This window comes from Streptomyces sp. NPDC037126 (assembly GCF_055605965.1).
Window position 1 is genome coordinate 1 of sequence record NZ_JBVJTD010000008.1, and the last position, 17,717, is coordinate 17,717.

Consider the following 17,717-nt stretch of genomic DNA (forward strand, 5'->3'; position numbering starts at 1 on the left):
GACGGCCTGGCCGATCTCCCGCATCGACGGCGGGTACCCCCGACGCTGTACGGAGTCCCTGATGACCTCGATCACCCGGCGCTGGCGGTCGGTGAGTCCGGAGCTGTCCGCCCGGATGCCTGGAGGTCGGCCTGGCAGGGAGCGCTTGTGCCCCTCGGGATTCGTGGCTTCGTTCATCGCGTGTACCGGCTCGACTCGGCCCTGGGAGCGGTCCTGGGCGGTGATGGTGGCACTGTCTGCGGTGGTGGTCACGTCGGCCCCTCTCGATGGTCTCCCTGCTGGACAACGGTAGTTGCTTTCGAAAGGTTGCGCCAAACACACGTTCGAGTGAAAAAGTGCGATTCACCTGACGCGGTTGTGTGTCTGGGTGTATGGCTGACGCGGCACCTGGCGGACAAAAGTGCTCATTGTTGTACTCTTCACCGCCGGGGTCGCTGACCTCGTGGGTTGCTTCCCCAGTCTGCCATCCGGAACCCGGCCTGCCGGGAAGCGGGTGCCTTCTGTGCCGGAGTCCTACGCGTCCTCCGTGCGGCGCCCACGGTATCTCCGTAAGTGCCACGGGGTACGGTTCCGCGTCCGCGTGTTCCCGCGGGTCGTGGACGCGCTCCCGGCCGGCTGTTCTCCCGCGACACGCGTCTCTGCCTCGATGTATGAGCCAATCCCCACATGTAGTGGTTGGATGGCTACGGCAGCCCACAAGTTGTGGTCCCCCCGGTCCAGGGAGGCTCCGCGATCGCCTATGCTTAGGGCTGCTTCGCGGGGCCTCTGGGTCCGGCGAGGCTATTGAGTCTGCTGTGAGGAGGGTTGGAGATCATGCACTGCCCCTTCTGCAGGCACCCCGACAGCCGTGTGGTCGACAGTCGTACGACCGACGACGGCACGTCGATCCGCAGGCGCCGCCAGTGTCCCGACTGCTCCCGTCGTTTCACGACCGTGGAGACGTGCTCGCTCATGGTGGTCAAGCGTTCCGGGGTCACCGAGCCGTTCAGCCGTACCAAGGTCATCAACGGTGTGCGCAAGGCGTGCCAGGGACGGCCTGTCACCGAGGACGCACTCGCCCAACTCGGCCAGCGGGTCGAAGAGGCGGTGCGGGCCACCGGAAGTGCCGAGCTGACCACCCACGACGTGGGGCTGGCCATACTCGGCCCGTTGCAGGAGCTCGACCTCGTCGCCTATCTGCGATTCGCCTCCGTCTACCGGACCTTCGACTCGCTCGAGGACTTCGAGGCCGCCATCGCGGAGCTGAGGCAGGCGACCGGGGGCCCCGCCGTGGACGTGGAGGGCGCGGGTCCGGGGCACCAGAAAGACGTTCGCGGGCGCGGCGGGACCACTGAGGTCCCCGTGCCCGCCCACGCCGCCGACTGACAGGCGGGCCGGAAACCGGGGGGAGGCCCGGATTCCGGCCGTGAGGCGGCGACCTAAGACCTGTTGCGGGTGGCAGCTGAGGGTGCCCGCAACACAAGACAAAACACCGTGCCACGGGAACAATCGGGGCACTTCAGGGCGTTTTTGCCCGTAGAGGGAGGCGGCATGACAGAGACGGCGAGCGGTCCGGCACGAGGTTCCCGAGCCAAGGGCGGCAAGGCGGGAACCAAGGGACTGCACATCGAGCGCATCCACACCACCCCCGGCGTGCACCCGTACGACGAGGTGAACTGGGAGCGCCGTGACGTCGTCATGACCAACTGGCGCGACGGCTCGGTCAACTTCGAGCAGCGCGGCGTCGAGTTCCCCGACTTCTGGTCGGTGAACGCGGTCAACATCGTCACCAGCAAGTACTTCCGGGGTGCCGTCGGCACCCCGCAGCGCGAGACCAGCCTCAGGCAGCTGATCGACCGCATCGTGAAGACGTACCGGAAGGCCGGCGAGGACTACAAGTACTTCGCCTCGCCCGCGGACGCCGAGATCTTCGAGCACGAGCTGGCGTACGCCCTCCTGCACCAGATCTTCAGCTTCAACAGCCCCGTCTGGTTCAACGTCGGCACGCCGCAGCCCCAGCAGGTCTCCGCCTGCTTCATCCTTGCCGTCGACGACTCCATGGAGTCGATCCTCGACTGGTACAAGGAAGAGGGCATGATCTTCAAGGGCGGCTCCGGCGCCGGCCTGAACCTCTCCCGCATCCGCTCCTCGAAGGAGCTGCTCTCCTCGGGCGGCAACGCCTCCGGTCCCGTCTCCTTCATGCGCGGCGCCGACGCCTCCGCCGGCACCATCAAGTCCGGTGGCGCCACCCGCCGCGCCGCCAAGATGGTCGTGCTCGACGTCGACCACCCCGACATCGAGGACTTCATCGAGACCAAGGTCAAGGAAGAGGAGAAGATCCGCGTCCTGCGCGACGCGGGCTTCGACATGGACCTGGGCGGCGACGACATCGCCTCCGTCCAGTACCAGAACGCCAACAACTCCGTCCGCGTGAACGACGAGTTCATGAAGGCGGTCGAGGACAGCGGCAAGTTCGGCCTGCGTGCCCGTATGACCGGTGAGGTCATCGAGGAGGTCGACGCCAAGGCGCTCTTCCGCAAGATCGCCCAGGCCGCCTGGGCCTGCGCCGACCCGGGCATCCAGTACGACGACACCATCAACAACTGGCACACCTGCCCGGAGTCCGGCCGGATCACCGCGTCGAACCCGTGCAGCGAGTACATGCACCTGGACAACACGTCCTGCAACCTGGCCTCGCTGAACCTGATGAAGTTCCTCAAGGACGACGGCAAGGGCAGCCAGTCCTTCGAGACCGAGCGCTTCCAGAAGGTCGTCGAGCTGGTCATCACCGCGATGGACATCTCGATCTGCTTCGCGGACTTCCCGACCCAGAAGATCGGCGAGAACACGCGCGCCTTCCGCCAGCTGGGCATCGGCTACGCCAACCTCGGCGCCCTGCTGATGGCCACCGGCCACGCGTACGACTCCGAAGGCGGCCGCGCCCTGGCCGGCGCCATCACCTCCCTGATGACGGGTACGGCCTACCGCCGCTCCGCCGAACTGGCCGCGGTCGTCGGCACGTACGACGGCTACGCCCGCAACGCCGACGCCCACCGGCGCGTCATGCAGCAGCACGCCGACGCCAACGGCACGGCCGTCCGCATGGACGACCTGGACTCCCCGGTGTGGGCCGCCGCCACGGAGGCCTGGCAGGACGTCGTCCGTCTCGGTGAGAAGAACGGTTTCCGTAACTCCCAGGCGTCCGTCCTCGCCCCGACCGGCACCATCGGTCTCGCGATGTCCTGCGACACCACCGGCGTCGAGCCCGACCTGGCGCTCGTGAAGTTCAAGAAGCTGGTCGGCGGCGGCTCGATGCAGATCGTCAACGGCACCGTCCCGCAGGCCCTGCGCCGCCTGGGCTACCAGGAGGAGCAGATCGAGGCGATCGTCGCCCACATCGCCGAGCACGGCAACGTGGTCGACGCCCCCGGCCTCAAGCCCGAGCACTACGAGGTGTTCGACTGCGCCATGGGCGAGCGCGCCATCTCCCCGATGGGCCACGTCCGCATGATGGCCGCGATCCAGCCGTGGATCTCCGGCGCCATCTCCAAGACGGTCAACATGCCGGAGACGGCGACCGTCGAGGAGGTCGAGGAGATCTACTACGAGGCCTGGAAGCTCGGCGTCAAGGCGCTCGCGATCTACCGCGACAACTGCAAGGTCGGCCAGCCCCTGTCGGCCAAGAAGAAGGACACCGAGGAGAAGAAGGCCGAGCAGCCCGCGGCCGTCGAGACCAAGGTCGAGAAGGTCGTCGAGTACCGCCCGGTGCGCAAGCGCCTCCCCAAGGGCCGTCCCGGCATCACCACGTCCTTCACGGTCGGTGGCGCCGAGGGCTACATGACCGCCAACTCCTACCCGGACGACGGTCTCGGCGAGGTCTTCCTGAAGATGTCCAAGCAGGGTTCGACCCTTGCCGGCATGATGGACGCCTTCTCCATCGCCGTCTCCGTCGGTCTGCAGTACGGCGTGCCGCTCGAGACGTACGTCTCGAAGTTCACCAACATGCGCTTCGAGCCGGCCGGCATGACGGACGACCCGGACGTGCGGATGGCCCAGTCGATCGTCGACTACATCTTCCGTCGCCTGGCGCTCGACTTCCTGCCCTTCGAGACCCGCTCCGCGCTCGGCATCCACTCGGCCGAGGAGCGTCAGCGTCACCTGGAGACCGGCTCCTACGAGCCGAACGAGGACGAGGTCGACGTCGAGGGCCTGGCCCAGTCCGCCCCGCGCGCACAGGAGCTGAAGGCCGTCGTCACGCCGAAGGCCGAGTCCGAGGTGGCCAAGCCCGCCCCGAAGCAGGCCCACACCAGCGCCGAGCTGGTGGAGATGCAGATGGGCATCCAGGCGGACGCCCCGCTGTGCTTCTCCTGCGGTACGAAGATGCAGCGGGCCGGTTCCTGCTACATCTGCGAGGGCTGCGGCTCGACCAGCGGCTGCAGCTGATGACACGCCGTTCCTGAGGTAAGGGGCGCCGGCAATAGCCGGCGCCCCTTACCTTTTCCGGTCCTCGCGATCTCGCCTCCGGGGTCGTCCCTGGCCGCGCAGCCTCCGCCCATGACCGCCACGAGATACGACGACATCAGCGCACTCGCCGGCGCGAACCGCTTGCCGAGGACCTTCACTCGCCCGATCCCGCCGAACGCGACGACCGTGGCCTGAGCAGGCGCAACACCGGCGAGCGGTCGCGACTGCCGACCCATCGGGAGGCAGTCCTGGAGGCACTCGCCGCGACGCCGGCGATCGTCGCCCCATGCACGCGCTGAGCCCTCAGGGCCGGTGGGCCCTGCCCATGACCCGGATGAACGTCTCCGGGTCCTCGTCGAAGCCGTGCACGCCGGGCCGGAAGGTCCAATCGCCCGAGCCGTCGCGCACGAACTCGCCGATCGTGGCCGCCGTCGCACCGGGGACCGTGCCGAAGTCGTCCTCGGCGAGCACGGTGTAGCCCTCCCGGATGCGCATGGCCGGATTCAGCACCTCGGCGAAGGGCCTGGGCACGGGCCGCTGCTGGATGACGACACCCACCACCACGCGCGCGTAGCGGCCGTCGAGACGGTCCAGTTCGAGCGTCATGACCTCGTCCCAGCCGAAGCCCCTGCCGTCGGTGCTGTCCCGGTTGAGGAAGATCGTGCCGTCCGGCGAACGGCTGTCGAAGTGCACGACATAGGCGGGAGCCCCGTAGGGGTCACCCGACACGAATGTCGCGGCCATGATGTCGAGATCGGTGGGCGGCCGGCCCGCGGGACTGGGATCCCACTTGATCGCGGCCTCGACCTTGCGCATTCCCTTGCTGAAACCGGTCACCAGGCTTCCCCTTCCCCCCTGTCGGCACCGCGTCCTCAACTCCCTTGGAGCCGGGGCTTTTTGTCCATCGTGCCACGTGCGCCGGGGCGCACGCGCGGGCGATCTCCGCCGGAGCGTGACCGGCGCCACGCCCGGTGGCCTTACGATGGCGCGGTGCTGGTCAAGTGGATTCGCTGCACCGTGGTGGACCGCCGCGGCTTCGAGCGCGGGCAGCGGAAATGGGCGGGGCTTCCGGGGGAGCCGGGATTTCGGGGACAGGGGGGCGGCTGGAGCCGGCAGCGGCCGGGTGTGGCGCACATCTTCGCCTTCTGGGAGAGCCGCGCCTTCTACGACTCCTTCATGGCCCGTTCCCACGATCGCCTGGCGTCCGCCCAGTCCGGCACGTTCAAGGACGCGCAGGTCAAGCTCTTCGAATACCGCTTCGACGTGAAGACCGGCTTCGAGCCGCGGTTCACCGACACCGATCTGATCCGGATGGCCCTGTGCAGAGTCCACGAGGACCGCGTGGAGCACTTCACGCTCATGCAGGAGAAGGTCTGGAACCCCGCGATGGCCGGATCGCCAGGCATGATCCGCGGGATGTTCGGCGAGGCGCCCAAGCAGGAGTTCCTGATCCTGTCCATGTGGCGGTCCGCGGCCGAGCACGGCAAGTACCGGACCGAGCGGGTGGAACGTCTCGCCCTGCGCGCCCAGACCGAGACGGACATCGCGGCGCTCTCCGGCGACATCGTGGACCTGGAGCCGTCCTGGACGGTCTGACGCCCCTGTCATACGTTTGGAAGGCAAACTCGACCCGAAACGGCACGCCGAGCGCGCCCGGAAGAGCCGGGGAACGCTGGGATCGGTGTGACATACGCCGTATGGGCCCCGCCCGAGTGCTCGACTTTACGCCACTCGCTCTAGGGTTTTGGCATGGCACGACCACGGCGCATCGTCCTTGTCCGGCACGGCGAGTCAACGGGCAACATCGACGACTCCGTGTACGAGCGGGAACCGGACCACGCTCTCGCCCTGACCGAGCGCGGCCACAGGCAGGCCGCGGAGACCGGCAAACAGCTGCGGGAACTCTTCGGCCGGGAACGCGTGAGCGTGTACGTCTCCCCGTATCGCCGTACGCACGAGACGCTCGGCACCTTCCACCTCGACCCCGACCTCATACGCGTCCGCGAGGAGCCCAGACTGCGCGAGCAGGACTGGGGCAACTGGCAGGACCGCGACGACGTGCGCCTGCAGAAGGCGTACCGCGACGCCTACGGTCACTTCTTCTTCCGGTTCCCGCAGGGAGAGTCCGGCGCCGACGTCTACGACCGGGTCGGCGGCTTCCTGGAGAGCCTGTTCCGCAGCTTCGAGGACCCCGACCATCCGCCCAACGTGCTCCTGGTGACGCACGGGCTCGCCATGCGGCTGTTCTGCATGCGCTGGTTCCACTGGACGGTCGCGGAATTCGAGTCGCTGTCCAATCCCGGGAACGCCGAGGTACGGATGCTCGTTCTCGGTGAGGACGGCAAATACACACTCGACCGGCCCTTCGAGCGCTGGCGGGAGCCGGTGCCGTACTGGGTCACCGGATAAAGTGGCGGAGCGATGACCGCTGACTCCTCTTCTCTCGGGCGCCTGGAGCGTGCCCTGGCGAGCCTGCGCGGCCTGGCCGTGGGGGACGCCTTGGGCTCCCAGTTCTTCGTCCCGGCGCACTACCCCATGCTGAAGCGGCGCGAGCTGCCCCCGGGTCCCTGGCAGTGGACGGACGACACCGAGATGGCCTCCTCAGTGGTCGCCGTCCTCGGCGCCCACCAGCGCGTCGACCAGGACGCCCTGGCCCGCTCCTTCGCCGACCACCACGACTTCGACCGGGGCTACGGCCCCGCGGTCAACCGGCTGCTGCGTCTCGTCCGCGAGGGCGAGGACTGGCGCGAACTGGCCTCCGCGCTCTTCAACGGGCAGGGGTCCTGGGGCAACGGCGCGGCGATGCGGATCGCCCCCCTGGGGGCCTGGTACGCGGACGATCCGGAGCAGGCGACCCACCAGGCGGAGATCTCGGCCTATCCCACGCACCAGCACCGGGAGGCCGTGGTGGGCGCCATGGCCGTCGCGGCGGCCGCGGCGCTGGTCGGCTCGCCTGACGGGCCGCCCAGCCCCGAGGCGCTCCTCGACGGTGTCGTCGCACTGGTACCGAAGAGCGCGGTCGGTCAGGGACTCCGCCGCGCCCGGGACATGCTCGACTACGGCGACGCCGCCACCGTCGCCGCTGTGCTGGGCTGTGGACGCCGTACGACCGCCCATGACACCGTCCCCTTCGCCCTCTGGTCCGCCGCGCGGAAGCTCGGCGACTTCGAGGCGGCGTTCTGGACGACGGCCCAGGTGGGCGGGGACGTGGACACGACCTGCGCGATCGTGGGCGGCGTGCTCGCCTCCGGGAAGGCGGGCACGCCGCCCGCCGAGTGGGTGGAGCGCACGGAGGCGCTGCCCGACTGGGTGCCCACGGGGCCCTGACGGGCGGGGCCGGACGATTCCCGACTCTCCGTGGCCGCCGGGAACTCTCCGTGACCGGTGGTCGTTCTTCCGGTATCCGCCACGCGCCGGCCCTGCACGGCCGGGGGCGGAGAGGCGGAGGGGGAGTGTCATGGCGTTCGCGGCGTTCGTGCTGGTGCTGATTCCAGGTGTGGTCCTGGCGCGGGTGCTGAGGCCCGTGTTGCGGCCGGCCGGACCGTCTCACGCGCCATCCGTCCCCCGGCGGCGGTCCGGTCGGCCGCGGCTTCGGGCGGCCCGGGGCGCCTCAGCCGATTCCGGGTCCCGCGACGCCCGCGAGGGAGTCGAGGTCGCTCTTGCGGACCCTGATCACCAGCCAGGCGGTGAGGAACGCCAGTGCGGCCATCGCGGCGGCGGGGATGAACGTGGTCGAGATGCCGTGGGCGAGCACTTCGTTGCCCCAGGGTGCGGGCAGTTGGTGCGTCTTGGCGAACTGGACCTTCTGCTCCGCCGAACCGTTGGCGAGGAACTTCGGCAACTGCTTCTTCGCCTCGTCCTTGCCGGCCGAGCCGAACACGGTCGTCAGGATGGACAGACCGAGCGAACCGCCCACCTGCTGCATCGCGTTGAGCAGTCCGGAAGCCGCGCCCGCCTCGTGCTGGGCGACCCCCGAGACCGCCGTGACCGTGGCCGTCACGAAGTTCAGGCCCATGCCGAAGCCGAAGGCGAGCATGGGCCCCAGCACCCCGCCGAGATACGAGCTGCCGGGCCGGATGAACGTCAGCCAGACCAGCCCGCTCACCACGAGCGTGGTGCCGGTCATCATGAACGGCTTCGGGCCGAGCCTCGGCAGCAGCTGCTGGGACAGGCCCGCGCCGATGGCGATCGCGACGGTCACCGGCAGGAAGGCCAGTCCCGCCTTGATGGCGCTGTAGCCGAGCACGTTCTGCACGAACAGGACGATGTAGAAGAACATGCCGAACATGGCCGCGGCCAGGCCCAGCATGATCACGTACGTTCCCCAGCGGTTGCGGTCCCGGAACATCCGCAGCGGGGTGATGGGCTCCTTCGCCCGGGTCTCGGTGAAGACGAAGGCGAGCAGCAGCACCACGGCCGCGGCGAACGAGCCGAGGGTGAGTCCGTCCCGCCAGCCGTTCTCAGAGGCCCGGATGAAGCCGTACACCAGGGAGGCCATGCCTGCCGTCGAGGTCAGCGCACCCGTGATGTCGAAGCGTCCCGGGTGCCGCTGGGACTCGCTGATGTACAGCGGGGCGAGCGATGCGATGAGCACGCCGATGGGCACGTTGACGAACAGCACCCATCGCCAGTCCAGCCAGTCGGTGAGCATGCCGCCGGCGAGCAGGCCGATGGCGCCACCGCCCGCGGACACGGCGGCGAACACGCCGAAGGCCCGGTTGCGTTCCGGGCCTTCGGGGAAGGTCGTGGTGATCAGTGCCAGCGACGTGGGCGAGGCGATCGCGCCTCCCATGCCCTGCAGGGCGCGTGCGGCCAGCAGCTGCCAGGGCTCCTGGGCGAGGCCGCCCAGGAGCGAGGCGAAGGTGAACAGCAGGATGCCGGCCATGAAGACCCGGCGGCGGCCGAGGATGTCACCGGCCCGCGCGCCGAGCAGCAACAGACCGCCGAAGGTGAGGGTGTAGGCGCTGACCACCCAAGTGAGGTCCGTAGTGCTGAACTTGAGGGCGTCTTGAATGTGCGGGAGTGCGATGTTCACAATCGTCGCGTCGAGTACGACCATGAGTTGGCAAGCCGCGATGACGGCGAGCGCGATGCCGGGATGCCCCGCCCGGCGGGCCACGCCCGGTTTTTGGTCCTGAAGTGGATACCTCGCGCTGGACGGCCGGCCCCGCTCGGACCGCTTCCCCTCGTCGGCGCGGTGCGGTGCTCGAGCGCGCCATCATGGACGCCGCTCTGGAGCAGCTCAGCACGGTCGGCTGGAAGGGTCTGACCATGGAGGGTGTCGCGGCCGGCGCCCAGACCGGCAAGGCCGCCGTCTATCGCCGCTGGCCCTCCAAGGAGGACCTCGTCGCGGACGCTCTGGTGTCCGGACTGCCCCGGATGGAGACGGCGCCGGACCTCGGAAGCGTGCGGGAGGATCTCCTCACCTTGTGCCGGCAGGTCCGCCGGATCATGTTCTCCCTGCCGGGCACCGCGCTGCGCTCTGTGATTCACGAGTGCGATCAGGCGCAATCGGAGCGCTTCGAGAGCGTGATCGTCGGAAGCGTCGTGGAGCCCACCGTGAAGCTGCTCCGGGACGTCATCACTCGTGGCATAGAGCGGGGAGAAGTGCGCTCGGACGCGGACAACGGCTATGTCTTCGACGCGATCCCGGCCATGATGATGTACCGATCTAAGATGTGCGCCAGCGAATGGAGCGATCAGGATCTGGAAGAGATGATCGACCGGCTGATGCTCCCGCTGCTGCGGCCCTACGGGGCCTGACGGCACTCGCCGGCGATCTCGGCCCCGGAGGGGCGGCCGGGGTGTCGCGCGCCCATCCTGTCGGCGTAACCTAAGGGCGCCATGCCGTACGAACCGCCTACCCACACCGTCGAGCGCTCCCTGCGCGCCACGACCGGAGCGAAGGTCATCGCTGGTGTCGACGAGGTGGGGCGCGGCGCCTGGGCCGGTCCCGTCACCGTCTGCGCGGCGATCACCGGACTCCGCCGGCCGCCCGAGGGACTCACCGATTCCAAGCTGCTGACCATCAAGCGGCGTACGGAACTGGCCCAGATACTCCGGACATGGGTGACGTCCTACGCGCTGGGGCATGCTTCCCCGGAGGAGATCGACGACCGGGGGATGACGGCCGCGCTGCGGCTCGCCGCAGTCCGTGCTCTGGAAGCCCTGCCGGTTCGCCCCGACGCCGTGATCCTCGACGGGAAGCACGACTATCTCGGTGCCCCGTGGGAGGTGCGCACGGTGATCAAGGGCGATCAGTCGTGCGTGGCTGTTGCGGCGGCATCAGTGATCGCCAAGGTTCAGCGCGACAAAATGATGGCCGAACTGGGTCTCGACCATGCAGACTTCGGATTTGCGGACAACGCCGGGTATCCGTCGCCCGTGCACAAGGCCGCACTGGCGGAGCGGGGACCCACCCCGTACCACCGTTTGTCGTGGGCGTATCTTGATGGGCTGCCCCAGTGGCGGCACCTCAAGAAGGTCCGCAGTTGGGCGGGCGGAAGCGTTCCGGAGATCGAGGGTCAGCTCGGCTTCGACTTCTGACGGTTCCGGTCGCACTCATGTGCCACCCGGTCACCCGCGCCGCACCAATGTTTGATAAATATCAGCTCATGCCTCTCATTCCCGAGGAGCCTCAGATTCACGAGAGTGCCCAGGGTCCCCGCGCCACTCCGGCCAGTGGCCGTACCGCGCCGACCCCCCGCCCCGTACCCGGCCCCCGCCCCGCGGCCCCGCCGCGCCCCGGTCGTCCCGGCCCTCTGCGGCCCACGCCGCCGGTGCAGCGCACGCCGCGTGACGTGACTCCGGCCCAGCCAGGCCACTCCGGCCCGGCCGTTCCCGCCCCCGCGGCGACCCCGCAGATCCAGCTGGTCCCGGCCTCGGCCGAGGGTGCGCTCGACGCCGCCGATGAGGCGGTCGACCTGCTGCTGGACTCGGGTCGTACCCCCGGCGACGTGCTTGTGATCACCACTGGTGCCCAGCACCCGTGGGCGGAGCACGAGCTGTCCTTCGGTGAAGCCTCCTACTGGGCGCAGCACGACACCGGCGACGACGTCTTCTACACGGACGCCACCATCGCCTCCCGTGCCGCGTCCCGCCCCGTGGTCGTCGTGGCCGTCAACGGAGGCCCGGCCTCCGCTGCTGCCACCGTCCTTCCGCTGGCCCACTCCCGGGCCGGTGCCCTGCTGATCGTCTGCGGCGACCCGCAGCAGATCAACTCGGTGCTGGGCGCCGGCGTCTGAGCCGCGTACGGCGCCTCGGGGCACCCGGGGCGCGGTAGGAGCCGCTCCGGCGGCAACCGCACGGCGCGGCATTCGGCATGCCCGGACGACTGGTGGCGGCCGTTCCACTCCCGGAACGGCTCCCCAGGACGCCCCAGGGGCGGGCCAACTGTCGTCGCTCCGGGCCTGGGTGAGGGTGTGGCTCTGGCGTACCCGTCAGGGCCGCCGATGCCCCCGCTCGCCGTCGGCACCATCGGAGTCGTGGCGGAGAGGCTCCTTCGTGGATCACGTACGGCGGCCGGGTCCTGCCTCCTGCGCCCTCAGCGCCGATGGTCGCCCAGAACGTCGTGCACTGGCTTCCTCGGTCGACTTTCGCCCCGCGTCGGCTCGCTGGTGGTGCGCCTGCCGACTCCGAGCCGCTGCCCTCGTGTCCAGCCGGCGTCAGCGGGCCGCCGCGCGGCGCAGGACTTCGGAGACGGGTCCGCCGGTGCGCGGCGCGAGCGGCGGGGCTTCTGACGTGGCGAAGGGCTCCGGTTCGGAGTCCGCGCTGGGACGGCGTCCGCCCCGGCCTTCGCCGAGTACCTGCCAGCCCTCATGGGTCAGTGTGATGTACGCCCCGCACCGCAACCCGTGCAGTGTGCAGGCGTCGCGGAGCCCCCACATCCAGGCGCCGTCCTCCTCGGTCCAACGCCCGTCGCCTTCACGGCAGTAGAGCAGGACGGCGGTGCGCACCGGGGTGCGGCGGCGCAGGTCGTGTGGAATGACCCGGCGCAGCTGGGCCAGCAGCGAGTTGCGGAACAGCCAGCCGTCCGCCTGGGCGGCACGTCGCGTGAACGAGGCACTGGCGAGCAGCCGCTCATCCGGATCGAGAACGCCCACGATCGCCGTGGACGGCCTCGGGTGATGACGGGCGTGCAGCCCGCTGACGACCTCACGGGGGTTGCGCAGCAGGGGGATCCCGGCGGCAGCCCACTCCGCAGGCTCGAGCAGACGGCTGGCGGAGGTGGTGGACGCGGACGTCGACAACGAGGCCGCCGAGGACGAGGCGAATCCGAAGGTCACGTTCCTCCCTTCGGCTACGCGCCCATACTGCGGGCGAGGTCGGATTCGGGGGACCGCGCACCGCAGCAAAGCCCAACCGGATCACGGACGAGCCGTGCGGGGAGCGGATCTCAATTCTTCCCTTCGAACTTGGATGCGGCAACGAGCAATTGGGGCCACCGCCGGCTATCGGATAGTGCGTGGCTTATATCCCTACCCAGAGAGTCGGCTGCTGACGCCCTGGGCGCCCCGCACATCGCACGCGGGCCCCGTGCGCGTCCGGGGGATCAGCCCTGGACCGCGAGGACGAGTGGCAGCACCCCCTGAGCACCCGAGCGACGAAGCAGACGCGTCGCGACCGCGAGGGTCCACCCCGTTTCCGTGAAGTCGTCTACCAGCAGAACCGGGCCGCGCGCCTCGGCGAGCGCCGACGCGAGGGCGGACGGCACCGCCAACGCACCGTCGAGGGCCTTCAGCCGTTGCGCGCTGTTGCTGCGCGGCAGCCGGGGCGCGTCCCCGGCGTACTCCACGGATCCGAGCAGCGGCAGCCGCCCGATCTCGGCGATCCTCGCGCCCAGGGAATGGATCAGCCGGGGCCGTGTGCGCGAGGCGATGGTGACGACGCCCATCGGCCGGGGCTGCGCGTCAGAGGCACCCGCGGCCCAGCCGCCGGGCCCCCTGGCCCAGTCGGCCAGTACTTCGACCACGGCTCGCGCCACGTCGTCCGGCACGGGAGCGTCAGGTGTCTGCGGCGCGAGCAGCGGACGCAGCCGGTTGCCCCATCCGATGTCCGAAAGGCGTCCAAGGGCCCGCCCCGGGGAGGCCTGTTCACCGGCCGGGATGCGTCCCTTGAGATCGATTCCGATGGCCGGCAGCCCGGTCGGCCACATCCGGCGGGGCTCCACCTCCACTCCCGCACGGCCCAGGTCGCTGCGTGCCGCGTCCAGCGCGGTCGGCGACGTGTCAACGGTGAAGCGGGGCCCGGCGCAGTTGTCGCAGCGGCCGCAGGGCTTGGCGCCCTCGTCGTCCAGTTGGCGTTGCAGGAACTCCATCCGGCATTCGGTGGTGCTCGCGTACTCGCGCATGGCCTGCTGCTCGGTCGCGCGCTGCCGGGCCACCCAGGCGTAGCGATCGGCGTCGTACGACCACGGCTGCCCGGTCGCGGTCCAGCCGCCCTTGACCCGGTGCACCGCTCCGTCCACGTCGAGGACCTTCAGCATGGTCTCCAGCCGGGAGCGGCGCAGCTCGACCAGCGGTTCCAGGGCGGGCAGGGACAGGGGCCGGTCCGCCCGGGCCAGCACGTCCAGAGTGCGCCGGACCAGGTCCTCGGCGGGGAAGGCGAGGGACGCGAAGTACTCCCAGATCGCCTCGTCCTCCTTGCCCGGCAGCAGCAGCACCTCGGCGTGCTCGACGCCGCGGCCGGCCCGGCCCACCTGCTGGTAGTACGCGATGGGGGAGGAGGGCGAGCCGAGATGGACCACGAAACCGAGGTCGGGCTTGTCGAAGCCCATGCCGAGTGCGGAGGTGGCGACCAGCGCCTTGACCCGGTTGGCGAGCAGATCGTCCTCCGCCTGCTGCCGGTCGGCGTTCTCCGTCTTGCCCGTGTACGAGGCGACGGCGTGTCCACGCTGCCGCAGGAACGCGGTGACCTCCTCGGCGGCGGCGACCGTGAGCGTGTAGATGATGCCGGAGCCCGGCAGGTCGTCGAGATGGTCGGCCAGCCAGGCCATCCGGTGCGCCGCGTCCGGGAGCCTCAGCACGCCGAGGCTCAGACTCTCCCGGTCCAGCGGCCCGCGCAGCACCAGGGCGTCCGAAGCGCCTCCGGTGCCGAGCTGCTCGGCGACGTCGGCTGTCACACGGGCGTTGGCCGTGGCGGTGGTGGCCAGCACGGGGACACCTGGCGGAAGCTCGCCGAGCATCGTGCGCAGCCGTCGGTAGTCGGGCCGGAAGTCGTGGCCCCAGTCGGAGATGCAGTGGGCCTCGTCCACGACCAGGAGACCGGTCGCCGCGGACAGCTTCGGCAGCACCTGATCGCGGAAGTCCGGATTGTTCAGCCGCTCCGGGCTGACGAGCAGCACGTCGACCTCGCCGGCCGCGATCTCGGCCTGGACGGCCTCCCACTCCTCGGTGTTCGCGGAGTTGATCGTGCGGGCCTGGATGCCGGCCCGCGCCGCCGCGTCCACCTGGTTGCGCATGAGCGCGAGCAGGGGCGAGACGATCACCGTGGGCCCGCTGCCTCTGGCCCGCAGCAGCGAGGTCGCCACGAAGTACACCGCGGACTTGCCCCATCCCGTGCGCTGCACGACCAGGGCCCGGCGCCGGTCGGCGACCAGTGCCTCGATCGCCCGCCACTGGTCCTCCCGCAGCCGGGCGGCTCCCGTGGCATCCCCGACGAGCCGGGCGAGGACGGTGTCGGCCTGCGCCCGGAGATCCGCGTTGCTCGTGTGCTCCATGCGTTCCATACAACAGGACGGGACCGACAACCGGGCGGGCGCGGGTCGGGACTGTGGACAACCGAGGTCGTCTTGTCGTGTCCCTGATTCGACTTATCCACAGGCTCAAGCGGAATCTCAAGATCCGCGAGATCGTCGCCGCATGACGAATCACAGCGAAACCACCGGACCCTTCGAAAACAGCGACATCCCGGACCAGGAGTCCACGCCCGGACCGTCGGTGCACGCCACGCAGGTCACCCTGCGCACCCCGGCCGAGCTGGCCGACGCCCTGCCCTACCTGCTCGGGTACCGCCCGGAGGACAGCATGGTCCTGGTCGCCCTGCACGACGGCGGCGGAAAGGGCAGGTTCGGCGGCCGGGCCCGGCTGGGCATCCCCGCGAACGGGGAGGACTGGGAGGCAGCGGCGGGGCAGCTCGTCCACGGGCTGGTGACCGGCAGCGAACGGCGAGGCGCCCGGCCCGAGCAGATGGTCGCCTACGTCTGCCAGGAGCCGGCGCCAGGAGAGACCGGCCGAGACGTCAAACGACGACTCGCACCGCTCGCCCACGCGCTGCGAACGCAGTGCGGCGACCTCGAGGTGCCGGTCATCGAGGCACTGTGCATCTCGGACGGCCGATTCTGGTCGTACTGCTGCCCGATCAAGGGCTGCTGTCCCGAGGACGGCTCCCCGATGGGCCTTCCGGGCACCTCCGTCCTGGCCGCCGCGGCCACCTACGCCGGCATCCAAGTCCGCGGCACGCTACGGGAGTTGCGCGCCCGACTGCAGCCGTGGGAGACCACTGCGGCGCTGGAGCAGGAGATCGCCCTGGACGCGGCCGGCATGGACCTGGTGCCACGCATCCTCGAGGAGACCACGCGCACGGACGTGGCCGAGGAGACCGTCGCCCTCGCCGAGCGGATCATCCGCCGCCTCGCCGCGGCGGCACCGGTGTCCGGCACGCATCCGGCGGACCTGCGCGACGACGACCTGATCGAGGACGGCGAGGCCGCGCGGCTGATCCTCGGACTCCAGGACCGCACGACCCGCGACCGCGCCGCCGCGTGGATGGAGGGCGACGAAGCGGGCCCGGCCCTGCGGCTCTGGCGCGCCCTGGCCCGCCGCTGTGTCGGGCCCTACGGTGAGCACGCCGCCGCTCCACTGACCCTGGCCGGATGGGTTGCCTGGTCCGCGGGCGATGAACTGGAGGGCCGCGAGGCGCTGGCCATGGCGCTGGGCGCGGACCCCGACTACCTCTTCGCCCGCCTGCTGCACCAGGCCTGCAACGAGGGGCTCGACCCCGAGTCGATCCGCCGCTGCCTGCGTGCGACACGCGGCGGGCACACACCGGCGGAGCGACCCGAGCCCACGGAGTCCGCGGGCTCCGCGACGGCCGAGGAGCCGGTGCGGCCCGAGCCTGTGGACGCCGTGATCGTGGCGCCGGGCGCGGGCACGCCGCCGGGCGACCAGGACATCGCGCAGGGTGCCGTGAAGGGCGCGCGCCGACGGCGCCGAGTGCGCACCGCGGACGGTACCGACGGCCCACGCGCAGCCCGTACGGCGGCTGGGCGACGCCGGCCGACCGGCTCACCGCGTTCCTCGGTCGCCGGACCCGCACGACCCGGCCCCCGGCGCCGGAACAGCGTGCCTGCCGCGGGCTCCGACGAGGTGACGACTGGCGGCGCCCAGGGGAGCGCCTGTCCTGAGCCCGAGGGGGAGGGGTGAGTACCGGGCAGGGAGGCGCGGGAGCGTACCTGGTCGTGCAGTCGTCGCGCCTTCCGGAGAAGAGTTGCACCGTAGGTGCGGAGGCGTTCGGTGTTCGCTGTCGCAGCCTGCTCCCGGGCCGCGGCGAGTGCCCGGCGGCCGTCCAGCGGGGTCGGCACCGTACGGGTACAGCCCTCCTCGCTCGCCCTGCCGCTCGGGCACGCCCTCCACGGCGGAGCGCGCCGGGTCCGCGGGTGGGCGCGCCCGGCGTCCGATGGTGGCGGTGGTTCCGGGGCGCCCTGAAGGTCGCCGCCAAGAGCCGGACCGGGCGCGGACGAGCAGGCATTTTCGGGACTCGGCGTGGGATCTGGCTGTCGACGGCTTCGGAGCGTCCTCCCGCGGATGGCCTGTCCAGCACCTCCACGCCTCGCCGCACAGGCCGCTCACCCGGCACTCTCGAGCATCGGCCACGAAGCGGGCCATCGGTCAACACCCGCGTCCCGCCACCACGTCACGGTCCAGCACGTCACCATCCAGCACGTCACGATTCGGTCGGCTTCTGGGAGGAGAGCCGTGACCGGGGTGAGTGCGCATCCGTTCACCTGAGTGGCGGAACCCCTGGACGGGCCCTGCCGCCGAACGACCTTTGTTCCCCGGGGCGCCCCACCGGCCGCCCAGCACGTCTGAGGCGTACCGAGCGCAGAGGAAGCCATCGCATGCACCAGCAGCCGACTCCGCCCGCCGCTTACGTCGAGCGCCCGCGACAGAGCACGCGCGAGCCGTTCCCGACGGACGGAGCCCGCAGCGTCCCACCCGAGCCAGTCGGTACTCCGCCCCCGTCGGCTCGGAGTCTCTTTCCGAAGTCTCCGGCGC

14 protein-coding genes are annotated in these 17,717 nt (G+C 70.4%); 9 read left to right on the forward strand and 5 right to left on the reverse strand.

The genetic code is table 11. The annotated features are described in order from the left end of the window. Positions 1-252 (reverse strand): LexA family protein (locus ACZ7FF_RS19170; RefSeq protein ID WP_470813404.1); only part of this gene is annotated, 252 nt, incomplete at its 3' end. Positions 253-813: 561 nt separating this feature from the next. Here ACZ7FF_RS19170 and nrdR point away from each other — a divergent pair. Together nrdR and ACZ7FF_RS19180 are read left to right on the forward strand one after the other, a co-directional pair. Next, positions 814-1,365, forward strand: coding sequence for a transcriptional regulator NrdR (nrdR, locus tag ACZ7FF_RS19175; RefSeq protein ID WP_470813405.1), 552 nt, complete (start codon positions 814-816; stop codon positions 1,363-1,365). A 165-nt stretch (positions 1,366-1,530) separates the two neighbouring features. Beyond that, positions 1,531-4,422: a vitamin B12-dependent ribonucleotide reductase gene (locus ACZ7FF_RS19180; RefSeq protein ID WP_470813406.1), complete on the forward strand. Its 2,892-nt coding sequence runs from the start codon at positions 1,531-1,533 to the stop codon at positions 4,420-4,422. Positions 4,423-4,746: 324 nt separating this feature from the next. Here the strand turns inward: ACZ7FF_RS19180 and ACZ7FF_RS19185 are convergent, their stop codons facing one another. After that, on the reverse strand, positions 4,747-5,319 hold the full coding sequence (locus ACZ7FF_RS19185) for a TerD family protein (protein WP_470813407.1): 573 nt from the start codon (positions 5,317-5,319) through the stop codon (positions 4,747-4,749). 114 nt (positions 5,320-5,433) lie between these two features. On the opposite strand from ACZ7FF_RS19185, the gene ACZ7FF_RS19190 reads away from it, so the two are divergent. The 3 genes from ACZ7FF_RS19190 (at position 5,434) to ACZ7FF_RS19200 (ending at position 7,770) form a co-directional block, all read left to right on the forward strand. Beyond that, on the forward strand, positions 5,434-6,039 hold the full coding sequence (locus ACZ7FF_RS19190) for a YdbC family protein (protein WP_470813408.1): 606 nt from the start codon (positions 5,434-5,436) through the stop codon (positions 6,037-6,039). A gap of 153 nt (positions 6,040-6,192) precedes the next feature. Then, positions 6,193-6,852 carry a histidine phosphatase family protein gene (locus ACZ7FF_RS19195; RefSeq protein ID WP_470813409.1) on the forward strand — a complete coding sequence of 220 codons (660 nt, stop codon included), beginning with the start codon at positions 6,193-6,195 and terminating at the stop codon, positions 6,850-6,852. Positions 6,853-6,864: 12 nt separating this feature from the next. Continuing rightward, the gene (locus ACZ7FF_RS19200) at positions 6,865-7,770 is read left to right on the forward strand and encodes an ADP-ribosylglycohydrolase family protein (RefSeq protein ID WP_470813410.1); all 906 of its coding nucleotides are present in this window, start codon (positions 6,865-6,867) and stop codon (positions 7,768-7,770) included. Between the two features lie 283 nt (positions 7,771-8,053). Here the strand turns inward: ACZ7FF_RS19200 and ACZ7FF_RS19205 are convergent, their stop codons facing one another. After that, positions 8,054-9,562 (reverse strand): MFS transporter, encoded by a 1,509-nt coding sequence (locus ACZ7FF_RS19205; RefSeq protein ID WP_470813411.1) that lies wholly within the window; start codon positions 9,560-9,562, stop codon positions 8,054-8,056. A gap of 20 nt (positions 9,563-9,582) precedes the next feature. On the opposite strand from ACZ7FF_RS19205, the gene ACZ7FF_RS19210 reads away from it, so the two are divergent. From ACZ7FF_RS19210 to ACZ7FF_RS19220, 3 genes are all read left to right on the forward strand, one after another. Further along, positions 9,583-10,206: a TetR/AcrR family transcriptional regulator gene (locus tag ACZ7FF_RS19210; RefSeq protein ID WP_470813412.1), complete on the forward strand. Its 624-nt coding sequence runs from the start codon at positions 9,583-9,585 to the stop codon at positions 10,204-10,206. Positions 10,207-10,287: 81 nt separating this feature from the next. After that, on the forward strand, positions 10,288-10,989 hold the full coding sequence (locus ACZ7FF_RS19215; RefSeq protein WP_470813413.1) for a ribonuclease HII: 702 nt from the start codon (positions 10,288-10,290) through the stop codon (positions 10,987-10,989). 68 nt (positions 10,990-11,057) lie between these two features. Next, positions 11,058-11,687, forward strand: coding sequence for a hypothetical protein (locus tag ACZ7FF_RS19220; RefSeq protein ID WP_470813414.1), 630 nt, complete (start codon positions 11,058-11,060; stop codon positions 11,685-11,687). A 420-nt stretch (positions 11,688-12,107) separates the two neighbouring features. Here the strand turns inward: ACZ7FF_RS19220 and ACZ7FF_RS19225 are convergent, their stop codons facing one another. Both ACZ7FF_RS19225 and ACZ7FF_RS19230 read right to left on the reverse strand, forming a co-directional pair. After that, on the reverse strand, positions 12,108-12,728 hold the full coding sequence (locus ACZ7FF_RS19225; RefSeq protein WP_470813415.1) for a hypothetical protein: 621 nt from the start codon (positions 12,726-12,728) through the stop codon (positions 12,108-12,110). Positions 12,729-12,994: 266 nt separating this feature from the next. Next, positions 12,995-15,160 carry a RecQ family ATP-dependent DNA helicase gene (locus ACZ7FF_RS19230; protein ID WP_470813416.1) on the reverse strand — a complete coding sequence of 722 codons (2,166 nt, stop codon included), beginning with the start codon at positions 15,158-15,160 and terminating at the stop codon, positions 12,995-12,997. 142 nt (positions 15,161-15,302) lie between these two features. Here ACZ7FF_RS19230 and ACZ7FF_RS19235 point away from each other — a divergent pair, with 142 nt between their 5' ends. Next, the gene (locus ACZ7FF_RS19235; protein ID WP_470813417.1) at positions 15,303-16,865 is read left to right on the forward strand and encodes a DUF4192 domain-containing protein; all 1,563 of its coding nucleotides are present in this window, start codon (positions 15,303-15,305) and stop codon (positions 16,863-16,865) included. Positions 16,866-17,717: the final 852 nt, after the last annotated feature.

Coding starts and splice junctions, on each gene's coding strand:
- nrdR (WP_470813405.1), top strand. CDS start 814: ATGCACTGCCCCTTCTGCAGGCACCCCGACAGCCGTGTGGTCGACAGT.
- ACZ7FF_RS19195 (WP_470813409.1), top strand. CDS start 6,193: ATGGCACGACCACGGCGCATCGTCCTTGTCCGGCACGGCGAGTCAACG.
- ACZ7FF_RS19180 (WP_470813406.1), top strand. CDS start 1,531: ATGACAGAGACGGCGAGCGGTCCGGCACGAGGTTCCCGAGCCAAGGGC.
- ACZ7FF_RS19220 (WP_470813414.1), top strand. CDS start 11,058: ATGCCTCTCATTCCCGAGGAGCCTCAGATTCACGAGAGTGCCCAGGGT.
- ACZ7FF_RS19230 (WP_470813416.1), bottom strand. CDS start 15,160: ATGGAGCACACGAGCAACGCGGATCTCCGGGCGCAGGCCGACACCGTC.
- ACZ7FF_RS19215 (WP_470813413.1), top strand. CDS start 10,288: ATGCCGTACGAACCGCCTACCCACACCGTCGAGCGCTCCCTGCGCGCC.
- ACZ7FF_RS19200 (WP_470813410.1), top strand. CDS start 6,865: ATGACCGCTGACTCCTCTTCTCTCGGGCGCCTGGAGCGTGCCCTGGCG.
- ACZ7FF_RS19235 (WP_470813417.1), top strand. CDS start 15,303: ATGACGAATCACAGCGAAACCACCGGACCCTTCGAAAACAGCGACATC.